Source organism: Streptomyces sp. Inha503 (genome assembly GCF_047215865.1).
Classification (GTDB): Bacteria; Actinomycetota; Actinomycetes; order Streptomycetales; family Streptomycetaceae; genus Streptomyces; species Streptomyces lycopersici.
Map to the genome: position 1 here is coordinate 9,243,556 of NZ_CP178360.1, position 19,634 is coordinate 9,263,189.

Here is a 19,634-nt window from a genome sequence, read left to right on the forward strand (position 1 = left end):
GGCCGCCATGGGACTGCTGACCGGGCTGCTCACCTTTCCGCTGGCGCCGGTGCGCGCCACCGTCTGGGCCGCCGAGCAGATCGCCGCGGCCGCCGAGCGCGAGTACTACGACCCGGCGCCGGTCCGGCGCGCCCTCGCCGAACTGGAGCGGGACCTGCTGGCCGGGCGGATCGACGAGGACGCGTACGACCGCCGCGAGGACGAGTTGCTCGACCGGCTGGCCGAGCTGGAACGCCGGGAACGGCCGGACGAGCGGAGACGAGCCCCGTGACGACGACAGAACCGGTGGCGGGCAGGCTGGGCCCGCCACGCCTGCCCGCCACCCCGTACGGCCAGGGCGCCGAGGGCGCCCCGTCGCTCGCCGACATCCTGGAGCGGGTGCTGGACAAGGGTGTGGTGATCGCGGGCGACATCCGCATCAACCTGCTGGACATCGAGCTGCTCACCATCAAGCTCCGGCTGCTCGTGGCCTCCGTCGACAAGGCGAAGGAGATGGGCATCGACTGGTGGGAGCACGATCCGTCGCTGTCCTCCCGGGCCCGCACCCGGGCCGTACCGGACGACGACGCGGAGCGGTCCCTCACCGAGGAGAACGCCCGGCTGCGCGCCGAGATCGCGGCGCTGCGGGCACGGGCCGAGGACAGGAGCGTGGACGGTTGACCGAGAGCGCACAGCGACAGCACATGGTGTACGCCTACGCGGTGCTGCGCCCCACCCCGGAGGCCGCGCGGGCGGTGGCCGTACTGCGCGGAGTGGCGGACGAGCAGGTGGGGCTCGTGGAGACGGGGGACCTGGCGGCGGCCGTGGGCCCGGTCCCGGCCGAGGAGTTCGAGGAGCGCGCGCTGAAGGCGGGCCTGGAGGAGCTGCCCCGGCTGGAGGCGCTGGCCCGCGGCCACCACGGGGTGGTGGCGGGGCTGGCCCCGCTCGGCGCCGTACTACCGCTGCGGCTGGCCACCGTCTACCGGAACGAGGACCGGGTGCGGCGGGTCCTCCAGGAGCGCCGCGACCAGTTCCTGCCGCTGCTGGAACGGCTCGCCGGGCATGTCGAATGGGGCGTCAAGGTCTACACCGACCCCACCGACCCCACCAACCTCACCGACTCCCTGGCGAGTGACGCGGCGGTGCCCGCCGGGGCCACGGGCGGGGAGAGGGCCCTCAGCCCGGGGCGGGCCTATCTCGCCGCTCGCCGCCGGAGCCGGCGCGGCGCCGAGGAAGCCTGGCAGACGGCGGCCCGGACGGCCGCGCGCATCGCCGAGGAGGCCGGGGGCCTGGCGGTGGGCAGGGTCGCCCATCGGCCGCAGCGCGGCGAACTCGCCCAGGCGGCCGGTGGCGAGACGGCGGGTGGCGGGAAGCCCGGTGGCGAGTCGGCGAGGGGCCGGAAGCCCGGTGGCGCGAAACCCGGTGGTGAGAACATCGCCAACGACGCGTATCTGGTGCCCGCCGACCGCGCCGAGGAGTTCCGCTCCCGCGTCCTGGCCGCCGCCGAGGGGCAGCCCGGGGTGCGCGTCGAAGTGACCGGCCCCTGGGCGCCGTACTCCTTCGCCCTTCCGCCCGAACCCGAGCCCGAGCCCGAGCCCGAGCCCGAACCCGAGCCCGAGTCGGCCGCCCGGACGGAGCCCGTATGAGCGGGGCCCTGGACGGGGCCCGTGTGAGCGGCGCCCTGGACGAGGAGGACGCCCGGGCGCTCGCGGGCCGCGAGGTCGCCCTGATCGACCTGCTGGACCGGCTGCTCCAGGGCGGGGTCGTGCTCGCCGGTGACCTCGTCCTGTCCATCGCGGACGTCGATCTCGTACGGATCGACCTGCGCGCGGTCATCGCCCCGGTCGACGCCGAACACCCCGCCCCGCTGCTGCTCTGACACAAGGCCCCGACGAAAGGAAACCCGCGCATGTCAGCCCCCTCCGGCGCCGCCGCCCAGCGGCTGCGCACCGACGCGGACACGGTCGAGCGCGATCTGGCCAAGCTGGTGCTGACCGTGGTCGAGCTGCTGCGTCAGCTGATGGAGCGCCAGGCGCTCCACCGCGTCGACAAGGGCGATCTCACCGAGGAGCAGGAGGAGCGCGTCGGCATGACGCTGATGATCCTCCAGCAGCGCATGGAGGAGATGTGCGCCCGTCACGGACTGCGGATGGAGGACCTCAACCTCGACCTCGGCCCGCTCGGCACCCTGCTCTCCCCGGCGGGCCCGCCTTCGCGGTGAAAAGCCACCCGCACCCGCTCAGCTCTTGCGCGGCCGCGGCTCGGACCGGCGGTCGATCAACTGCCCCCTCAACAGAGTCAGTTGGTGGGACGCCTCGACCGCCCGTGGCTCGTCCAGGGAGGCGAGGGCCAGTACGAGGGTGTCCATGACGACGATCCCCGCCAGGGATTCCGCGGTGATGCCGGTGGGCGTGTGCGGGGCGCTGATCACCACATCGGCGTGGGTGGCCAGCGGCCCCGTGGGGACGTCGGTGACCAGCACCACGCCCGCGCCGACCGCCCGCGCCCGATCCGTGAGCACGGTGAACTCCCGCAGCCGGCGGCCGGGGTGGAGGATCACCACCGCGTCCCCGCGGCCGAGGCTCAGCAGTTCGTCGGCCATGGTGAAGCCGGTGGCGCCGATGAAGCGCGCCCTGCGGCCGGCCCGGCGCAGCTTCAGCACCAGATGCCGGGCGGCCAGCTCCGAGGCGCCCACGCCATAGGCGACCACCTCACGCGCGTCCGCCAGCGTTTGCACCGCTTGCTTCAGCACATCCGTCTCCAGTAGGCGGCGGCACTGCTCGAGACGCTCCGCGGCCTCGTCGAAGACCCGGTCCTTGATCTCGTCCAGGTCGTGGCCGACGCGGGCGATGCGCTGCTTGAGCCGCTCCTCGGGGGCGGTCGCGGAGGTGAAGCCGGCGGCCAGTTCCCTCTTGAGCGCGGGCAGGCCGGCGTAGCCGAGGCGCTGGAGGGCGCGGACGACGGTGGCGTTGCTCGTGCCACTGGCCGCGCCCAGCTCCTGTGCGCTCGCGAACAGCAGATTCTCCGGCGGGGCGCTGACCAGGTACTGGGCCACCACCCGCTCGGAAGCGGACAGCTCACCCCACATGTCCCGGACCGCGGCGGCGAGCCGTGTCGTCCCGGTAACGCCATTCGGTTCGCTCATTACAGCTATTGACTTCCCTGTGTCGGACATTACTATCTGGGCTCACCGTTCCAAGAACGCTGATTTCTGAAACACACATTACAGCCCCTCGTGGGTCCGGGCCTCAGAACACAGGAGTGCCATGACAGCCGCCACCATCCCCACCGTCGAGATCTCCGGCCCGCCGGCCGAGCGCGGCCGCCAGTACGGCGAGGCGGCACGCGACAGCATCGGCAGGGCGCTCGCCTACTACGAGGAGGCTTTCGGCGAGTCCTCGGGGCTCACCTGGGACCAGGTCACCGCGCGCGCCGAGCGCTGGCTGGAGCCGGTGCGCGCCTACGCCCCCGAGCTCGTCGAGGAGATGGGCGGGATCGCCGAGGGGGCGGGCGTCGGGCTCCTGGACGTGCTCGCGCTCAACGCCCGCGGCGAGATCATCTACGACCAGACCTTCGCCCGGATGCGGGCCCGGACGGACGCCGTCGCGGACGTCACGGACGACCGTGAGGTGACCGACGGCTGCACCTCCTTCGCCGTACTGGGCGAGGCGAGCGGCGACGGCCACGTCTACTGCGGCCAGAACTGGGACTGGCGGGCGGGCGTCGCGGACACCGTCCTGATGCTCCGGATCGTCCAGCCCCCGCACCCCACCGTGGTCATGCAGGTGGAGGCCGGGCAGATCGGCCGCCAGGGCGCCAACTCCGCGGGCGTCGCCCTCAACGCCAATGGCCTCGGCGGCCGGTTCGACGACGCCGTGGGGCTGCCCCAGACCGTGATCCGCCGCCGGGTCCTGGACAGCGTGTCGATCAGCGACGCGGTCGACGTACTGTGCCGCACCCGCGGCCACATCGCCAGCAACGCCCTGCTGACCTGCCGCGAGGGCTTCGCCCTCGACCTGGAGACCACTCCGGGCGCACACGGCTGGATGTATCCGACGCGGGGGCTGCTGGTCCACGGAAACCACTACCAGACCACCGTCCCCGTCCAACTCGCCGCCCGCTACCGCCCCGAGTCCTCCGACTCCCTGATCCGGGTGCCCCGGGCCGAGGCCGGGCTGCGCCTGCTGCGCGAGGCCGGCGCGCCGGACGAGTCCCGCAAGCTGATCCACCAGGCCATGTCGGACCACCTCGGCCACCCCGAGGGCCTGTGCACCCACCCCGATCCCCGGCAGCCGGAGGTCAAGTGGTGGACGACGCTGCTGTCCTCCTGCGTGGACCTGACCACCGGTGACTACCACGTCACCCCCGGAACCCCCTGCGACCACGAGTACCAGCAGCTGCCCTGGAACCTCTACGACGGTCCGCACGCCCCCAACTGACGTCTCCCTCACGTCCGCACGAACGACCAGAGAGCCTGCCATGAGAACCAAGCTCTGTACCACCGCAGTCGGCCTCATGAGTGCCCTGCTGTTCACCGCAGGGTGCTCCGGGGCGACCTCCGGGTCCGGCGGCGCGTCCGTCGACCCCGCGAAGCTCAAGCTCACCGACACCACCCCCAAGGCATCCGGCGCGGCCACCACGGTGAACTGGCTCGTGGAGCAGGAGCCCGCCACCCTGGACATGGACGCCCAGGGCGGCAGCAGCACCCGTACCGTGCTGGCCAACGTCTGCGAGCGGCTGCTCCTGCTCGAGCCCGATATGACCACCGCGCCGCGGTTGGCGGAGAAGGCCGAGTACACCGGCGACAAGAAGCTCGTCCTCACCCTCCGGGACGACGTCACCTTCCACGACGGCGCCCGGATGACCGCCGACGACGTGGTGTGGAGCCTCAAGCGGCACGCCCGGCCGGAGATGAACGAGTCGGACGAGTACGAGGACGTCGACACGATCTCCAAGACCGGCGCGAACCAGGTCACCATCACCTTCAAGAAGCCGAGCGCCCTGTTCACCAAGGCCCTCGCCGGTGACGCCGGGATCATCATGGAGCGCAAGGCGGTGGAGAAGCAGGGCGACGACTTCGGCACCCCCGGCCACCCCGACGCCTGCACCGGACCGTACCGGCTGAAGAGCTGGAACTCCGGCTCCTCCCTCACCATCGAACGCGCCGCGGACTACTGGGACAAGAGCGTCCGCCCGCTCACCAAGGAGGTCGTCTTCCGCTGGGCCTCCGGCAGCGCCCTGGTCAACTCCATCTCCACGGGCGCGGCGGACGGCGCCTATCTGACCGCCACCGGCCCCGCCGCCGTGCTGTCCAAGAAGAAGGGCGTGCGCGCCTACTACGGGCAGTCCACCACCGCCTGGTCGCTCAGCCCCACCAAGGGCGGCGCGCTGGGGGACGCGCGGCTGCGCAGGGCGCTGTCGCTGGCCATGGACCGCGAGGGCATCGCCAAGTCCGGCTTCAACGGCCTCGCCGAACCCTGGGCGACCCCGGTGGGCCCCGGGGCGTGGGGCTATGAGAAGGCCGCGTTCCAGAAGGCGCAGAAGGAGCTCGAGCGCTCCACCGCCTACACCGCCTCGCCCTCGGCGGACGACATCGACCGGGCGAAGAAGCTGGTCGAGCGGGCCGGGGCGCCCTCGAAGCCGATCGTCGTCTCCAGCGACGGCAGTGAGAGCCAGACGGTCATCACCAACGCGGTGCGCGGCGCGGCCCAGAAGATCGGGCTGAAGGTCACCGTCAAGACGATCGCGTCGAGCCGTTACGACGAGTTCTTCTCCGACCCGGGGTCCCGGAACGGCTTCGACCTGATCCCGGTCGACTGGTACATCTCCAAGGCCGACCCGGCGGGCTTCTACGACAACGGCATATCCGGCAACGCCAACAACTGGCTCGGCTACTCGGACAAGGGCTATGACGCCCTCGTCGGGAAGGCCCAGCAGACCATCGACGACCGCGAGCGGGCGAAGCTGGTCATCGACGCGCAGACCAAGTTCGCCGACGACGCGGTGTGGATCCCCCTGGTGCAGGTGCCGTCGGTGATGGTGCTCCGCGACAAGTACACCGGCCCGCCGGCGTCGATGGTGTCGATGTACTACCCGTGGGCCGCCGACCTCGGCACGAAGAAGGGCTGACCCCATGATCCGCGGACTGCCGCGGCGGATCGCCGGCCTGTTCGCCACGCTGCTCGCCGCCTCGTTCATCATCTTCGCCGCCGTCTACGCGGCCCCCGGGGACCCCGCCGTCCTCCTCTCCGGCAGCCGACAGGAGCTCACCCCGGAGAAGCTCGCGGCGGTCCGCGCCGAGCACCACCTGGACGAACCGCTCGTCGTCCAGTACGGCCGGTGGCTGTGGGACGGCCTCCAGGGCGACCTGGGCCGGTCGTTCCAGTACCGCGACCATGTGGCCGACCTGATCGGGGCGCGGCTGCCGACCACCCTGGAACTCGTCGCCTACGCCACGGTGTTCTTCGTGGTGCTGGGCGTCGGCTCCGGAGTGCTGGCCGCGCTGCGCCGCGGCTGGGTGGACTCGGCGGTGGTCGGCGGCACCACGCTCGCCGCCTCGGTGCCCGCCTTCGTGGCGGCCATCGCGCTGGTCTCCCTGTTCGGGGTGCGGCTCGGCTGGTTCCCGGTGACCGGCCAGGGCGAGGGGCTGGCCGGGCGGCTGCACCACCTCACGCTCCCCGCGTTCGCCCTCGCCCTCAGCGCCCTCGCCGTGATCAGCCGGGTCACCCGGCAGGCCATGGCCGAGGCGTACGCCTCCGACCATGTGGAGGCGGCCCGCGCCTCCGGACAGTCGGAGCGCCAGATCGTCGTCCAGCATGTGCTGCGCAACGCGCTCGGCCCGATCGTCACCATGTGCGGGCTCGTGATGGCGGGCATGCTCGCCGGGACGGTGGTGGTCGAGACCGCCTTCGGGCTCAGCGGGATCGGCTCACTGCTGGTCAGCGCGATCACCACGCATGACTTCCCGGTCACCCAGGCGGTGCTGCTGCTGATGGTCATCGGCTATGTCGTGGTGACGACGCTGGTCGACCTGGTCCATCCGCTGATCGACCCCCGGGTCGCGCCGGGCGGGAAGCCCCGAAGCAAGCCGGAAGGAAAGACCGCATGACGACGGTGACGGCCGGGGCACTGCTCCCGGTGCGGGTACGGGCCCGGCGCCCGGTACCGGTGATGATCGCGGGCGGTTTCCTCGCCCTGGTCGTGGTGGCGGCGGTGTGCGCGCCGCTGATCGCCCCGCACGCGCCCGACGCGGTCGACCTGTCCGCCTCGCTCGCGGGGACCACCTCCCAGCATCCGCTGGGCACCGACGCCTCGGGGCAGGATCTGCTCTCCCGGGTGCTGTACGGCGCCCGGTCGAGCCTGCTGGCGCCCCTGGCGCTGCTGGCGCTGGCCGCGCTGCTCGGCGTCACGATGGGCACGGTCGCGGCGTGGCGCGGCGGCTGGGTGGACACCCTGCTCTCGCGGGTGACCGATGTGATGTACGCCTTCCCCGGCCTGCTGTTCGTGGTCCTGGTGATCGCGGTCTTCGGCGACGGCCTCACCACGTCGATCATCGCGCTGGGACTCGCGTACGCGCCCACCATCGCGCGGTACACCCGCAGCCTCGCCCTCGCGGAGCGCTCCAAGCCGTATATCGACGCCTACCGGGTGCAGGGCATGAGCGGGACCCTGATCTGCGTGCGCCATCTGGTGCCCAATCTGGCCGGGGCGATCGTCGGCTATCTCGTGGTGCTCTTCGGCGAGGGGCTGATGAGCCTGGCCACCCTCAGCTATCTGGGCTTCGGCGCCGGATCGCCCTCGATCGACTGGGGGCTGATGGTGCAGGAGGGGCAGGACGCCGTGGTGCAGGGGGCGTTGCTGCCGGCCCTCGTACCGGGCACGGCCATCGCCGCCGTCGTGGTGGCCTTCAACATCGTCGGGGTCTGGGTCTCGGACCGGCTTGGCAAGGGGAGGTAGGCGGCGATGCTGCTGGACATCGAGGATCTCACCATCGAGCTGCCGCCCGGTGCCGCCGCCCGGCCGATGCTCGCCGAGGTGTCGCTGAGGGTCGGCCGGGGCGAAGTGGTCGGCCTGGTGGGCGAGTCCGGCTCGGGCAAGTCCACGACGGCCCGTGCGGTGCTGCGCATGCTCCCCGAGGGGGCGCGGGCCTCCGGTTCGGTACGGGTGGACGGCGAGGACGTGCTCGCCATGGACCCGGCCCGGCTGCGCCGGCACCGGTCCCGCACCGTCTCCATGATCTTCCAGGATCCGCGCTCGGCGATGAACCCGGTCCGCCGGATCGGTGACTTCCTCACCGATCCGCTCACCCGGGTCCTGGGCCTGTCCCGGCGCGACGCGGTGGTGAAGGCCACGGAACTGCTGGCCTCGGTGGGTCTTTCCGACCCCGAGCGCCGGATGCGGCAGCGCCCGCACGAGCTGTCCGGCGGGATGCTCCAGCGGGTCGTGATCGCCGCCGCCCTGTCCACCGACCCCGACCTGCTCCTCGCCGACGAGGCGACGAGCGCGCTGGACGCGACCACCCAGGCGGAGGTGCTGGCCCTGCTGCGGTCCATCCAGGAGGAGCGGCGGCGGGCGGGCAGCGGCCTCGGGACGCTCTTCATCACCCACGACCTGCCGCTCGCGGCCGCGTACTGCGACCGCGTGTATGTGATGTACGCGGGCCGTGTGGTGGAGCAGCAGCCCGCCCGCGGGCTGTTCGCCGACCCGAAACACCCCTACACCCGCGGTCTGCTGGAATGCTCGCCCAGCCTGGAGGACGACCGCGAACCGCGGCCCATCCCCGGCCGCCCGCCCTCCCTGTCCGACGCCCTCACCGGCTGCCCCTTCCTCCCGCGCTGCGCACGGGCCGAGGCGGAGTGCGAGACCTGGGCGCCGGTGGCCGTCCCCATAGGCGACGGCGACGGATCGGAGAGGGACGGCTCCGCGGCCTGCCGCCGACTGGAACTCGTATCGAGGAGCAGCGCATGACCGAGCCCGCACTCGTCGTGGAGGGGCTGCGCAAGACCTACGCGCTCCCGGGCGGCGGCCGGACCACGGCCGTGGACGACGTCTCGTTCTCCGTCCCGGCCGGCGGCTCGCTGGGCATCGTCGGGGAGTCCGGCTCCGGCAAGACCACGGTGGCCCGGATCCTGGTGGACCTGGTGCGCCCGGACGCGGGGACCATCACGGTGGACGGGCGGGAGCGCACACCGGGGCGGCGGGGCGGCGGACGGCCGCTCGGGCCGGGCGCGCGCCGCGCGGCACGGCTGGCCCGCGCCCGCGAGATCCAGATCGTCTTCCAGGACCCGTACGTATCGCTCGACCCGCGGCTGACCGCGCGTCAGTGCCTGCACACCGCCCTGCGGCTGCACGGCCGGTACGAGGGGCAGGCCGCCGCAGGCCGGATCGAGGAGCTGTTGGACCAGGTGGGCCTCGGCGAGCGGGAGGGCGACGCCCGCCCGCGCGGTCTGTCGGGCGGGCAGCGCCAGCGGCTGGCCATCGCCCGTGCGCTCGCCGTGGAACCCGAGGTGCTGGTGCTGGACGAGGCGGTGGCGGCGCTGGATGTGTCCATCCAGGCGCAGATCCTCCGGCTGCTCGCCGACATCCGCCGGGAGACCGGTGTGGCCCTGGTCTTCGTCAGCCATGACCTGGCCGTCGTACGGCACATCACGGACGACACGCTGGTGATGCGGCGTGGCCGCGCGGTCGAGACGGGCCCCACGGCCAGGGTGCTGGACACCCCGGAGGATCCGTACACCCGGCTGCTGCTGTCGTCGGTGCCGCACGACGGCTGGGACCCGGCGGAGACGGTACGGCTGCGAGCGGAACTCGCCGAGCCATGACCGTGGCCGCGGCCGCCGAAGGCGAGACATCGGCTCACTCTGGCGCTCGATGGCTCAATGTGAGGAGCTGAGCCCGCCTCATCTGCGAATACGTAGCCAGCTAAATTTCTATACGTCGGAGGTATTCCCAGGTGCTCAAGTGCCCTGCACCATGCCGGTAGTTCATCACCGGATATGGGAGGCACATACGTGACCGCGCCAACAGGGAACGGGATCTCTCGAAGAGGTGTGCTCGGCACCGCGGCCGCGGTCGGCGCCGGAGGCTGGCTGGCCGGATCCGGCACCGCCTGGGCCGCGCCCCAGGCGTCCGGCGGAGCGGCGGCCCTGCCCGAGCGGATGGCCAGGGCCGCCGCTCCGCGCTGGCGGCGGCTGCCCGGCGACTGGAAGGACGGCCCCTTCCTCGCCAACGGCCTGCTCGGCGCGGTGGTGTACCAGGGCGCCACGCCCAACTCCGTGAAGGTCATGCTCAGCCACAGCCAGGTGCAGGACCAGCGGCCCCAGTGGCGCGCCCCGTACGGCTACTCCCGCCTGCCCATCGGCCACTTCGACCTCACCCTCGCCGGAGAGGTGACCGGGGTGGACTGGACCCTCGACCTGTGGGACGCCGAGCTGCGCGGCACCGTCACCACCACCCGGGGCAGCGTCCGCTTCTCGATGCTGGTGCACAACGCCCGTACCGCGCTGCTGATCTCCACCCGGCCCAGTGCCGGGGAGGAGGGCGCGGCGTGGTCGTTCACATGGATGCCCGCGACCTCCCCCCGGACCAAGGACAAACCCGCCGACTACACCGGCAACCCCGACCCCCGCACCGGCTCCACGGGCGACACCCACTACGTCGAACAGCCGCTGATCGCGGGCGGCGGCTGGACCACCGCCTGGCGCGAACGGCGGGTGGGCACCGGCAGACTGCTGGCCGCCCACATCGTCTACCGCCACCCCGGGGACCTCTCGCGCACCACCGAACTGGCCGTCGCCGAGGTGGCCCGCACCCTCGCCGCCGACCCCGACGACCTGGTGCGCTCACACCGCGCTTGGTGGCACCGCTACTACCAGCGCAGCCTGCTCTCCGTACCCGACAAGCGGATTCAGCACTTCTACTGGATCCAGCTCTACAAGGCCGCCTGCGCCACCCGCGCCGACGGGCCCTCGATGTCCGAATGGGGGCCGTGGTACCCGGAGACCGGCGGCAGCTGGACCGCGGTGTGGTGGAACCTCAACGTGCAGATCGCCACCTGGCTGATCCAGGGCTCCAACCACCTCGAACTCGACTCGGTGACCTCCACCTTCCGCGACTTCGAGAAGAACCTGCCGCTGTCCGTCCCGCCGGAGTACCAGGACGGGAACACCTACGCCCTCGCCCACCCCTCCGACTGGCTGCTGCGCCCCGGCGCCAAGACCGTCGGTATCCCCGGCACCTCCACCAAGACCGACAACAACGGCAATCTCATCTGGGCCATGCACAACGTCTGGCTCAGCTACCGCCACACCATGGACGTAGCGATCGTGCGCGACGTCCTCTACCCGATCCTCGCCAAGGCGGTGAACTTCTACGACCACTTCCTGTACGAGGGCGGCGACGGGAAACTGCATCTGCCGCTGACCCGCTCACCGGAGTGGGCGGACGCCACGGACTGCACCTACGACCTCTCCCTGCTCCGCTGGGGCTGCGGCACCCTCCTGGACTGCCTGCGCATCCTGCGCACCGACCACCCCCGCGCCCGCCGCTGGCGCGAGATCCTGGACCGCCTGGTGGCCTACCCCCGCGATGCCACCGGCATCATGATCGGCGCGGACAAGCCGCTCACCGAGTCCCACCGCCACTTCTCCCATATGCTCTGGCTCTACCCGCTGCACGAGCTGGACTGGGACCGCCCGGCCGACCGGGACATCATGCGCACCACCTTCGACCACTGGGTCAAGGACCGCAGCCTGTGGGCCGGTTACAGCTACGCGGTGGCCTCCTCCATGGCCTCGCGCATGGAACGGCCCGAGGAGGCACTGGACCACCTCACCTTCCTCCTCGGCGGCAACAAGGTGAACAACGCCTGGATCACCCCGAACACCATGTACGTCGAGGGCGGCAACCTCGCCACCGAGAGCCCCCTGACGGCGGCCCAGTCGGTTCTGGAGATGGCCGTCCAGAGCCATAACGGCGTGGTGCGGGTCTTCCCGTCCGTCTCCCGCCGCTGGCCCGACCTCTCGGTCCACTCCCTGCGCACCCAGGGCGCCTTCCTGGTGGACGCCGACCGCTCGGCCGGGCGCACCCGCTGGATCCGCGTCCACAGCGAGGCCGGTGCCCCCCTCGCCCTGCACCACGGCATCCCCGGCCCGATCGACGTCCGCGACCACCGGGGCCGCCCCCTCCACTACCGCACCACCGGCCCCGGCCGCATCGAGATCCCCCTCGCCCGCGACGAGACGGCCCTCATCACCCCCCGGGGCCACCGCCCGGACCCGGCGCCGCGCGACGTCCCGGCCGTCGGCGAGTCCGAGCCGTGGGGACTGCCGGAGTGAGGTGAGCGACGGGCGAGCCCCCGCTGGCCCGGGGGCTCGCCCATCGCCGTGCCGTCAGGAACTGCCCGCCGCCGCGAACGGGACCTGGGCGGTGGGCAGTTCGGGAGCGGTGGGCTGGAAGGGATGGGACCACAGGCCCTGACGGCGCAGCTCGGGCAGGACGCCCTCGCCGAACCAGTACGCCTCCTCCAGGTGCGGATAGCCGGACAGGATGAACTCGTCGATGCCGAGGCGGTGGTACTCGGCGATCCGCTCGGCCACCTCGGCGTGGCTGCCCACCAGCGCCGTGCCCGCGCCGCCGCGCACCAGGCCGACACCGGCCCAGAGGTTGGGGTAGATCTCGAGGTTGTCCAGGCTGCCGCCGTGCAGGGCGAGCATGCGCTGCTGGCCCTCGGACTCGCTGCGGCCCAGACCGGACTGGATGGAGCGCACGGTCTCCGGGTCGAAGCCGTCGAGCAGCCGCCGCGCCTCGGCCCATGCCTGCTCGGCGGTGTCGCGGGTGATGACGTGCAGCCGGATGCCGAAGCGGATCGTACGGCCCTGCTCGGCGGCGAGGGAGCGGATCCAGGCGATCTTCCGGGCCACCTGGGCGGGCGGCTCGCCCCAGGTGAGGTAGACATCGGAGTGACGGGCGGCGACCTGACCGGCGGCGGGGGAGGAGCCGCCGAAGTAGACCTGGGGGATCGGGTCGGGGAGCCGGGCCAGCTTGGCGCCCTCGACATGGAGGTGTTCGCCGGTGTGGTCGACGGTCTTGCCGTCCCACAGGTCGCGGACGATGCCCAGGAACTCGCCGGTGCGGGCGTAGCGGGCCTCCTTGTCGAGGAAGTCGCCGTAGCCGCGCTGCTCCTGGCTCTCGCCGCCGGTGACCACGTTGAGCATCAGCCGTCCGCCGGTCTGCCGCTGGTAGGTGGAGGCCATCTGGGCGGCGAAGGTGGGCGAGAGGAAGCCGGGGCGGAAGGCCACCAGGAACTTCAGCCGCTCGGTGTGCTGGCTGACCATCGCGGTGGTCAGCCAGGCGTCCTCGCACCAGGCACCGGTCGGGGTGAGCGCACCGGCGAAGCCGAGGTGTTCGGCGGCGCGGGCGATCTGGGAGAGATAGCCGACGGACGGCGGACGGTCCCCTCCGGCCGAGGTGACGGGGGTGCCATGGCCACCGCCGACGACATGGCGGCTGTCGCCGTTGGTGGGCAGGAACCAGTGGAAGGTGAGGGACATGGTGCGGCTCCGTTCAGGGGGGCGGGGGTGGGGGACTAGAGGAGGCCGTGGCGGGGAGGTTTCGTACCGTTGAGCACATAGCGGCCGATGTGCTGGACCTTCCAGCGGGCCGGGTCGTGCAGGGTGTGCGTACGGGCGTCCGCCAGTGGCGGTCCACGGCCCGCGCGGCGGCGGACAGCAGGGACTCGGCGCCCCGGACCTGGAGCGCCAGCTCACCGAAGCGCTGGATGAGCAGCGGATCCTCGGCGGCGGTCTCGAAGCCGCTCTCGAACCAGGGGCGGGCCTTGGTGCGGACGAACGTCACCGCCTCCGCCAGTGCCCCCGAGGCGATCCCCGCGTCGATGGCCGCGTGGAGCAACTGCGCGGCCGCGCCGTGCAGTTGCGGCCCGCGGAAGGTGAGGTGGTGCGGTACGACCCGGTCGGCCGGCACCGGCACGGCCTCCAGCCGGACGGTGCCGCTCGCGGTCGTCCGCTGGCCCATGCCGTCCCAGTCGTCCACGACGGTCAGACCGGGCGCGTCCCGTGGCACATAGGCCACATGGAGATCGTCGTTCTCCGCACGGGCCAGCACCGGGATCCAGTCGGCGAACAGCGCACCGGTGGAGTAGTGCTTGACACCGGTCAGGGTGTACGAGCCGTCGGCGGCCGGGGTGAGGCGGGTGCGGATGTCCTGGAGGTGCTTGGTGTCCGCCTCCGACTGGGCGTTGCCGAACCGCTTCCCGGCCGGGACGGTGATGGCCAGGAGCCCGGACGCGGACAGCCGGTCCAGTTCGGCCCGCGGCAGCCTGCGTTGTGCGTCGCGCTCGGCGGCGCCCGTACGGAACTCCTCGGCCAGCGCCGCGGCCACCTTTAGCGCCTCGGTGTCATCGGCGATGACATGGGCGGGTTCGGGCAGGGACGACACGGTCAGCTCGCCGCGGCCAGCACGGTGGAGTGGCCGAGCGCCGCCGAGAACTGGTCGACCACCTGCTCCAGCGCCTCGGCGGCCCCGGCGGCCACGCTCACCCCGCCGTCCGGCTCCACCGTGATGTCCTTGTCCAGGGTGAACCAGCCCTGGACGATATGGGCCGCGCCCATGGAGGACAGCACCGGCCGCAGCGCGTAGTCGATGGCCAGGACGTGGGCGGTGGTGCCACCGGTGGCCAGCGGCAGCACGGTCTTGCCCGCGAGCGCGTACTGCGGCAGCAGGTCGAGCAGGGACTTCAGCAGCCCGGAGTAGGCGGCCTTGTAGACCGGAGTCCCCACCACGAGCCCGTCCGCCTGCTCGACCAGCGCCTTGGCCCGGACGATGGCCGGGTGCGAGAAGTCCGCGCCGAGCAGCGCGGCGGCGGGCAGGGCGCGGACGTCGAACGGGACCACATGATGGCCCTGGGCGGTCAGCCGGGCGTCCAGATGGCGCAGCAGCCGGGCGGTGCGGGAGGTGGCGGAGGGGGAGCCGGAGAGGGACAGGACGGTGGCCATGAGCAACCCTTCGTGGTGCGGTGGAGGCGGCGGGGACGAGGCGGGGGATCGGGAGCCGGTGGAAGCGGTGGCGGTCGGACGAGCGCGACCATGGACAAGGCACCCAATAGGCGAAGCGGAGGGGTTCCGCGGGCATGGGGAACTCCCGTGGAGGAATTACGGGCATGGGGAATCGGCGCCCCGGCGGCGAATGGAATTCACCGTGGCAGGGGCGCGGAAAGACCGGGAGCGCTAAAGGGAGCCGAAAGCGGGGCAGCGCGGCCGCGATTCCTCGGTGGCGGCGGCTAAAAGCCTTTCCCGATCATGGGAGGCGACGGGGAGCGCGGCGGGGGTGATCCCTCAGGGCTCGCTCGGACCCGTACGGCGGGTCAGGCCGGACAGCGACAGGACGCGCTGGAGACACGCGCGAGGTCGACATGGCGTCGCCGCGTGAGGTCCTGTCGCTTCATGTCACCGATCCAACCAGGGGGAAGTTCTGCCGGTCAAGAAGGCCCGGGTGTCATTCCATATCCCGGACGCGCGGGCCGGGCCGCGGAATTCCGCGGCGCCCGCTTCGAGATTACCCGGGAGACGGGCCGGGGAGTGAGTCGGTATTCATGAGACCGTGATAGGGATCCCCTTGAAGCGGGTCGGCCCGCGCGGGCAGGGTGCGGAGTGTGCGAATTGAACAGCTGGAATACATCGCCGCCGTCACCCGCCTCGGATCGCTCCGCCGCGCCGCCGAGGAACTGCATCTGTCCCAGCCCGCGCTCAGCGAGACCGTGCGCAATCTCGAACGCGAACTCGGCGTGGATCTGCTGGAGCGCAAGCGCTCTGGCGCGACGATCAACGCGGAGGGAAGGGAGTTGCTGCCGCATATCGCCAGCGTCATCGAGGCCGTCGACCGGCTGCGCGGCGCCGCCGGTGACCAGCACCGCGTCAGCCGGATGATCCGGCTGGGCACGGTCAACACCGCGACCGTCCCACTGTTGATCCCGGCCGTCCGGGAGTTCCGCGCCACCCACCCGGTGACCCAGGTCGAGGTGGTGGGCGCGCAGCAGGCCGAGATCCACCGGGCGCTGCTGGAGGGGAGTTTCGACCTGGGGCTGGTCAACTGCCTCCAGGGGGACGACGTCCCGCCCACCCTGGAGAGCACCGAGCTGCTGCGCGGCCGCCCGGTGGTCTGTCTGCGCCCGGACAGCCCGCTGGCCGCCCGGTCGGCGGTGACCGCGGCGGATCTGCTGGACGGGCGGGAGCCGCTGATCGTGATGCGTTCCGGCTATCTGATGCACCGTTTCATCCACCGGCTGCTGGCCGGGCGCACCCCGTCCTTCTCGTATTCCACCGACGGGGCCGAGATGGGCAAGCTGATGGTGGCCGAGGGGCTCGGCGTCACCGTGCTCCCCGACTTCAGCGTCATCGGCGACCCCCTGGAGCGCGGGGGCGCGATCACCCACCGGCCGCTCGCGGACGGCGAGGCCACCGAGGTGCTGCTGATGATCCAGCGCCGTCGCTCGGGCTCGGTGCCGCGCGCCGTACGCGATCTGCACGAGCTCTTCGTACGGCGCGCGGACACTCCCGGAACTCCCCGGGCTTCCCGGGGGCTATAGCTCCCTGAGCGCGGGCAGCAGCTGCTTCTCGGCCCAGTCCAGGAACGGCCGCTGATGGTCGCCGCCGATCTGGACGAGCGCCACATCCGTGAAGCCCGCGTCCACGAAGGGCCGGATCAGCTCCGTGAACTCCTCGATGTCATCGCCGCACGGAATGGACGCGGCCACGTCCTCGGGCCGGACGAACTGGGTGGCGCCCGCGAAGGAGGCGGGCGCGGGCAGCTCCGAATTGACCTTCCAGCCGCTCCCGAACCAGCGGAACTGGTCATGGGCGCGGGCGATCGCCGCGTCCCGGTCGGGGTCGTAACAGACCGGGATCTGGCCGATCCGTGGCTTCCCGCCGCCACCGTTCGCCTCGAACTCCGTCAGCAGCTCGGACTTGGGCTCCGTCGCGATGAGGATGTCGGCCAGCCGCCCGGCCAGCCGGCAGGACTGCGGCCCGGAGACGGCCACGCCGATGGGCGGCGGCTGGTCCGGCAGATCCCACAGCTTCGCCGAGTCGACGTCGTAGTGGGTGCCGTGGTGAGTGACCTGGCCACCGCCGAACAGCGCCCGGATGATCTCGATCGCCTCTTCCAGCATCTCGTGCCGCACATCCGCCGACGGCCAGCCCTGCCCGACCACATGCTCGTTCAGGTTCTCGCCGGACCCGAGGCCCAGCCGGAACCGCCCCTCGGACAGCAGCTGGAGCGTCGCCGCCTTCTGCGCCACCACCGCCGGGTGATAGCGCACGGTGGGGCAGGTGACATACGTGGTCAGCGGGATCGAGGAGGTGGCCTGCGCGGCGGCCCCCAGCACGCTCCAGGCGTACGGGGCGTGCCCCTGGGAGTCCAGCCACGGGAAGTAGTGGTCGGAGGTCACCGAGAAGTCGAACCCGACCTGCTCGGCCCGGACCACGTCGTCGACGAGCTGACGTGGCCCGGCCTGCTCGGTCATCATCGTGTATCCCCATCGAACCATGGCTCCCGAGTACCGTTCCCCATGCCGTCCAAACGGGACGAACGGCTGGTCACCGTGGGTTGTGGTGGCTCACCTGCGGTAGGCCCGCAAGGCGCTGGGAGATGATAGGGGCCAGGCGGTCGGTGATGGTTCGGTGGCCCTTGTCATTGGGGTGGACGGAGTCCGAGAGGTCGTCGGCGGCGAGCCAGCCGGTGGTGTCGACGTAGGAGGCCCTGGCGTCGCCGGATGCGGTCACGGCGGCCTTGGTCTCGGTGCCGAACCGGCCGCTGAAGGTGCGCAGCGCGAAGATCCAGGCGTTCGGATAGGCGGTGCGGACCTTGCGCAGCAGGCTCGCGTAGGACGCCTGGAACTGCGCCGGGGTCACGCCCCGGCCCACGTCGTTGGTGCCGAGGTTGATGACCACGGCGCTCGCCTGGTAGCGGGTGAAGTCCCAGCCGGGCGTGGCGGCGTTCGGGTTGAGCTTGGTGAACTGCTGCTCCAGGCTCATCCGGTCGTCCGCCGTGTCGACCAGGGCCGCGCCGCCCTGGGCGATCTGGGTGTGGTCGGCGCCGAGCCGTTCGCCGATGAGCCATCCGTAGGCGGTGCGGGCGTTCTGCGAGGTGGTGGTGCCCACGGTGATCGAGTCGCCGACGAATTCGATCAGGTTCTTGGGGGCGGGCGGCGCGAAGGTGGTGGCGCCGCTGTCCAGGGTCAGGCCCTGGAAGACCGCGTCACCGTGGTAGGAGCCCGCGACCACCTGGTAGTTGACCTGGAGGGTGTGGTTTCCGGCGGCGAGCGGGACCGGGGTGAGGTTCACCGTGCCCTTGGCCTCGTCGTAGAAGGTGGCGGGGCCGCCGTCGATGCTGGCCCACAGGTCGATCGCGTTGCGCTGCTTGAGTTTGACGGTGCGGCCGGTGAAGCCGGTGCGGAAGTACGCGCCCGCCCAGTAGGGGGTGTAGGCGGTGGCCGAGCTCTTGGTGTCCCAGCGGCCGGTGAACCGGATGTTCGGGTCGCCCGGCTGACCGGGCGCGGCGGCCTCGAGGGGCGTGGAGCCGGGTGCGGTGCCGAGTTTCGCGGCGATGATCGGGGCCAGGCGGTCGGCGAACTTGGTGTGCCCCGCCTCGTTGGGGTGGCCGTTGCCGTCCTCGTAGTCCGTGCCGTCCGTGAGCCAGCCGGTGGTGTCGACATAGCTCACCTTGGCGTCACCGGCCGCGTTGCGCGCGCTCACGGCCGCCTTGGTCTCCGGTACGTAGCGCTTCTTGAGGGTCTGGACGGCGAAGAGCGCCGCGTTCGGGTACTTCGCGCGGATGTCGCGGAGGAGGCCGGTGTACGCGGACTGGAACTCAGGCCCCGTGACGCCGTGCCCGATGTCATTGGTGCCCAGGTTGATGACCACCGCACTGGCCTGGTAGCGGGAGAAGTCCCAGTTCTGGTCGCCGGTGGAGGCGGTCTTGAAGAACTGCGCGGCCAGTCCCACGCAGCCGCCCTTGCCGACCAGGCAATAGCCCGAGCGGGCGATCTGGGTGTGGCGCATGCCCAGCCGCTCGCCGGTCTTCCAGCCGTACGAGTCCAGCGCGAGCCGGTCGGTGAGGGCGCCCGCGGTGATGGAGTCGCCCACGAACTCGATGAGCCCGGATGGGACGCGCGGGGCGACCGTGCCCGCGCCCGCGTCCAGGACCAGGCCCTGGAAGACGGTGTCGCCGGAGCGGTAGGAGACACGGAGGGTGTGGGTGCCCTGGGGGAGCGGCTGGGGGGTGACGGCGACGGTGCCCTTGACGCCCGCGTAGAAGACATCGGGGCCGCCGTCGACGCTCGCGTAGAAGTTCACCGCCTCCCGGGCCTTGACCTTCACGGTGGTGCCGGTGAACGCCGTCTGGAGGTAGCCGCCGGTCCAGTTGGGGACGGCGGCGGTGGTGGAACCGAGGTCCCAGCGGCCGGTGTAGACGATGTTGGGGTCGGTCACCGAGCCGTTCCCCAGGGCGGCCGCCCGCGCGGTGGAGGTGAGGCCGAGGCTCAGCCCCAGCGCGCAGAGCGACGCGGTCATGACAAGAATGAAGAGTCCGCGTAAGGAGTGCGGGATCGATCTCATGGGGGTCCTCTCGGGGGAGGGGTGGAT

19 protein-coding genes and 1 pseudogene are annotated in these 19,634 nt (G+C 71.8%); 13 read left to right on the forward strand and 7 right to left on the reverse strand.

What is annotated here, in order from left to right; translation table 11 throughout:
* The first annotated feature begins 7 nt into the window (after positions 1 to 7).
* Genes ACJX2R_RS39205 through ACJX2R_RS39225 form a run of 5 tightly spaced genes read left to right on the forward strand, consistent with a single transcriptional unit; the run spans position 8 to position 2,200 of the window.
* A complete protein-coding gene (locus ACJX2R_RS39205) occupies positions 8 to 271 on the forward strand; it encodes a gas vesicle protein GvpG (RefSeq protein WP_413103956.1) in 264 nt (87 codons plus the stop codon).
* Positions 268 to 660 (forward strand): gas vesicle protein, encoded by a 393-nt coding sequence (locus ACJX2R_RS39210; protein ID WP_413103957.1) that lies wholly within the window; start codon positions 268 to 270, stop codon positions 658 to 660. Before ACJX2R_RS39205 ends, ACJX2R_RS39210 begins: the two co-directional genes overlap by 4 nt.
* On the forward strand, positions 657 to 1,625 hold the full coding sequence (locus tag ACJX2R_RS39215) for a GvpL/GvpF family gas vesicle protein (RefSeq protein WP_413103958.1): 969 nt from the start codon (positions 657 to 659) through the stop codon (positions 1,623 to 1,625). The genes ACJX2R_RS39210 and ACJX2R_RS39215 overlap by 4 nt, the downstream gene beginning before the upstream one ends.
* On the forward strand, positions 1,622 to 1,858 hold the full coding sequence (locus ACJX2R_RS39220) for a gas vesicle protein (protein ID WP_413103959.1): 237 nt from the start codon (positions 1,622 to 1,624) through the stop codon (positions 1,856 to 1,858). Before ACJX2R_RS39215 ends, ACJX2R_RS39220 begins: the two co-directional genes overlap by 4 nt.
* Before the next feature lie 30 nt (positions 1,859 to 1,888).
* Positions 1,889 to 2,200: a gas vesicle protein K gene (locus tag ACJX2R_RS39225; RefSeq protein WP_413103960.1), complete on the forward strand. Its 312-nt coding sequence runs from the start codon at positions 1,889 to 1,891 to the stop codon at positions 2,198 to 2,200.
* Positions 2,201 to 2,218: 18 nt separating this feature from the next.
* Here ACJX2R_RS39225 and ACJX2R_RS39230 read toward each other — a convergent pair whose 3' ends face one another.
* Positions 2,219 to 3,124, reverse strand: a complete 906-nt coding sequence (locus ACJX2R_RS39230) for a MurR/RpiR family transcriptional regulator (RefSeq protein ID WP_413103961.1) — start codon at positions 3,122 to 3,124, stop codon at positions 2,219 to 2,221.
* Positions 3,125 to 3,245: 121 nt separating this feature from the next.
* Between ACJX2R_RS39230 and ACJX2R_RS39235 the strand changes: the two genes are divergently transcribed.
* The 7 genes from ACJX2R_RS39235 (at position 3,246) to ACJX2R_RS39265 (ending at position 12,314) form a co-directional block, all read left to right on the forward strand.
* The gene (locus ACJX2R_RS39235) at positions 3,246 to 4,418 is read left to right on the forward strand and encodes a C45 family autoproteolytic acyltransferase/hydolase (RefSeq protein ID WP_413103962.1); all 1,173 of its coding nucleotides are present in this window, start codon (positions 3,246 to 3,248) and stop codon (positions 4,416 to 4,418) included.
* A gap of 76 nt (positions 4,419 to 4,494) precedes the next feature.
* On the forward strand, positions 4,495 to 6,108 hold the full coding sequence (locus tag ACJX2R_RS39240; protein WP_413103963.1) for an ABC transporter substrate-binding protein: 1,614 nt from the start codon (positions 4,495 to 4,497) through the stop codon (positions 6,106 to 6,108).
* Between the two features lie 4 nt (positions 6,109 to 6,112).
* A complete protein-coding gene (locus ACJX2R_RS39245) occupies positions 6,113 to 7,087 on the forward strand; it encodes an ABC transporter permease (protein WP_044568812.1) in 975 nt (324 codons plus the stop codon).
* Complete coding sequence (locus ACJX2R_RS39250; protein WP_262703961.1) at positions 7,084 to 7,935, forward strand: ABC transporter permease; 852 nt, start codon at positions 7,084 to 7,086, stop codon at positions 7,933 to 7,935. Before ACJX2R_RS39245 ends, ACJX2R_RS39250 begins: the two co-directional genes overlap by 4 nt.
* A 6-nt stretch (positions 7,936 to 7,941) precedes the next feature.
* A complete protein-coding gene (locus ACJX2R_RS39255; protein ID WP_413103964.1) occupies positions 7,942 to 8,946 on the forward strand; it encodes an ABC transporter ATP-binding protein in 1,005 nt (334 codons plus the stop codon).
* On the forward strand, positions 8,943 to 9,800 hold the full coding sequence (locus tag ACJX2R_RS39260) for an ABC transporter ATP-binding protein (RefSeq protein ID WP_413103965.1): 858 nt from the start codon (positions 8,943 to 8,945) through the stop codon (positions 9,798 to 9,800). Before ACJX2R_RS39255 ends, ACJX2R_RS39260 begins: the two co-directional genes overlap by 4 nt.
* A gap of 189 nt (positions 9,801 to 9,989) precedes the next feature.
* Positions 9,990 to 12,314, forward strand: a complete 2,325-nt coding sequence (locus ACJX2R_RS39265; RefSeq protein ID WP_413103966.1) for a glycosyl hydrolase family 95 catalytic domain-containing protein — start codon at positions 9,990 to 9,992, stop codon at positions 12,312 to 12,314.
* Between the two features lie 54 nt (positions 12,315 to 12,368).
* Here ACJX2R_RS39265 and ACJX2R_RS39270 read toward each other — a convergent pair whose 3' ends face one another.
* The 4 genes and pseudogenes from ACJX2R_RS39270 to ACJX2R_RS39285 form a co-directional block, all read right to left on the reverse strand.
* Positions 12,369 to 13,529, reverse strand: a complete 1,161-nt coding sequence (locus ACJX2R_RS39270; RefSeq protein ID WP_413103967.1) for an LLM class flavin-dependent oxidoreductase — start codon at positions 13,527 to 13,529, stop codon at positions 12,369 to 12,371.
* Between the two features lie 35 nt (positions 13,530 to 13,564).
* Positions 13,565 to 14,433, reverse strand: a pseudogene (locus tag ACJX2R_RS39275) (acyl-CoA dehydrogenase family protein).
* A 2-nt stretch (positions 14,434 to 14,435) separates the two neighbouring features.
* The gene (ssuE, locus tag ACJX2R_RS39280) at positions 14,436 to 14,990 is read right to left on the reverse strand and encodes an NADPH-dependent FMN reductase (RefSeq protein ID WP_413103968.1); all 555 of its coding nucleotides are present in this window, start codon (positions 14,988 to 14,990) and stop codon (positions 14,436 to 14,438) included.
* A 368-nt stretch (positions 14,991 to 15,358) separates the two neighbouring features.
* Complete coding sequence (locus tag ACJX2R_RS39285; protein WP_413106059.1) at positions 15,359 to 15,439, reverse strand: putative leader peptide; 81 nt, start codon at positions 15,437 to 15,439, stop codon at positions 15,359 to 15,361.
* Between the two features lie 207 nt (positions 15,440 to 15,646).
* On the opposite strand from ACJX2R_RS39285, the gene ACJX2R_RS39290 reads away from it, so the two are divergent.
* A complete protein-coding gene (locus ACJX2R_RS39290; RefSeq protein ID WP_413103969.1) occupies positions 15,647 to 16,579 on the forward strand; it encodes a LysR family transcriptional regulator in 933 nt (310 codons plus the stop codon).
* Here ACJX2R_RS39290 and ACJX2R_RS39295 read toward each other — a convergent pair.
* Positions 16,574 to 17,539: an LLM class F420-dependent oxidoreductase gene (locus ACJX2R_RS39295; RefSeq protein ID WP_413103970.1), complete on the reverse strand. Its 966-nt coding sequence runs from the start codon at positions 17,537 to 17,539 to the stop codon at positions 16,574 to 16,576. The genes ACJX2R_RS39290 and ACJX2R_RS39295 overlap by 6 nt on opposite strands.
* Positions 17,540 to 17,588: 49 nt before the next feature.
* Positions 17,589 to 19,562: a GDSL-type esterase/lipase family protein gene (locus ACJX2R_RS39300; protein WP_413103971.1), complete on the reverse strand. Its 1,974-nt coding sequence runs from the start codon at positions 19,560 to 19,562 to the stop codon at positions 17,589 to 17,591.
* Positions 19,563 to 19,634: the final 72 nt, after the last annotated feature.

What these genes read in the sequence shown, in the direction of transcription:
- ACJX2R_RS39220 (WP_413103959.1), top strand. Translation starts at nt 1,622, where the DNA reads ATGAGCGGGGCCCTGGACGGGGCCCGTGTGAGCGGCGCCCTGGACGAG.
- ACJX2R_RS39270 (WP_413103967.1), bottom strand. Translation starts at nt 13,529, where the DNA reads ATGTCCCTCACCTTCCACTGGTTCCTGCCCACCAACGGCGACAGCCGC.
- ACJX2R_RS39260 (WP_413103965.1), top strand. Translation starts at nt 8,943, where the DNA reads ATGACCGAGCCCGCACTCGTCGTGGAGGGGCTGCGCAAGACCTACGCG.
- ACJX2R_RS39205 (WP_413103956.1), top strand. Translation starts at nt 8, where the DNA reads ATGGGACTGCTGACCGGGCTGCTCACCTTTCCGCTGGCGCCGGTGCGC.
- ACJX2R_RS39285 (WP_413106059.1), bottom strand. Translation starts at nt 15,439, where the DNA reads ATGAAGCGACAGGACCTCACGCGGCGACGCCATGTCGACCTCGCGCGT.
- ACJX2R_RS39230 (WP_413103961.1), bottom strand. Translation starts at nt 3,124, where the DNA reads ATGAGCGAACCGAATGGCGTTACCGGGACGACACGGCTCGCCGCCGCG.
- ACJX2R_RS39295 (WP_413103970.1), bottom strand. Translation starts at nt 17,539, where the DNA reads ATGGTTCGATGGGGATACACGATGATGACCGAGCAGGCCGGGCCACGT.
- ACJX2R_RS39245 (WP_044568812.1), top strand. Translation starts at nt 6,113, where the DNA reads ATGATCCGCGGACTGCCGCGGCGGATCGCCGGCCTGTTCGCCACGCTG.
- ACJX2R_RS39250 (WP_262703961.1), top strand. Translation starts at nt 7,084, where the DNA reads ATGACGACGGTGACGGCCGGGGCACTGCTCCCGGTGCGGGTACGGGCC.
- ACJX2R_RS39225 (WP_413103960.1), top strand. Translation starts at nt 1,889, where the DNA reads ATGTCAGCCCCCTCCGGCGCCGCCGCCCAGCGGCTGCGCACCGACGCG.
- ACJX2R_RS39255 (WP_413103964.1), top strand. Translation starts at nt 7,942, where the DNA reads ATGCTGCTGGACATCGAGGATCTCACCATCGAGCTGCCGCCCGGTGCC.
- ssuE (WP_413103968.1), bottom strand. Translation starts at nt 14,990, where the DNA reads ATGGCCACCGTCCTGTCCCTCTCCGGCTCCCCCTCCGCCACCTCCCGC.
- ACJX2R_RS39240 (WP_413103963.1), top strand. Translation starts at nt 4,495, where the DNA reads ATGAGTGCCCTGCTGTTCACCGCAGGGTGCTCCGGGGCGACCTCCGGG.
- ACJX2R_RS39235 (WP_413103962.1), top strand. Translation starts at nt 3,246, where the DNA reads ATGACAGCCGCCACCATCCCCACCGTCGAGATCTCCGGCCCGCCGGCC.
- ACJX2R_RS39300 (WP_413103971.1), bottom strand. Translation starts at nt 19,562, where the DNA reads ATGACCGCGTCGCTCTGCGCGCTGGGGCTGAGCCTCGGCCTCACCTCC.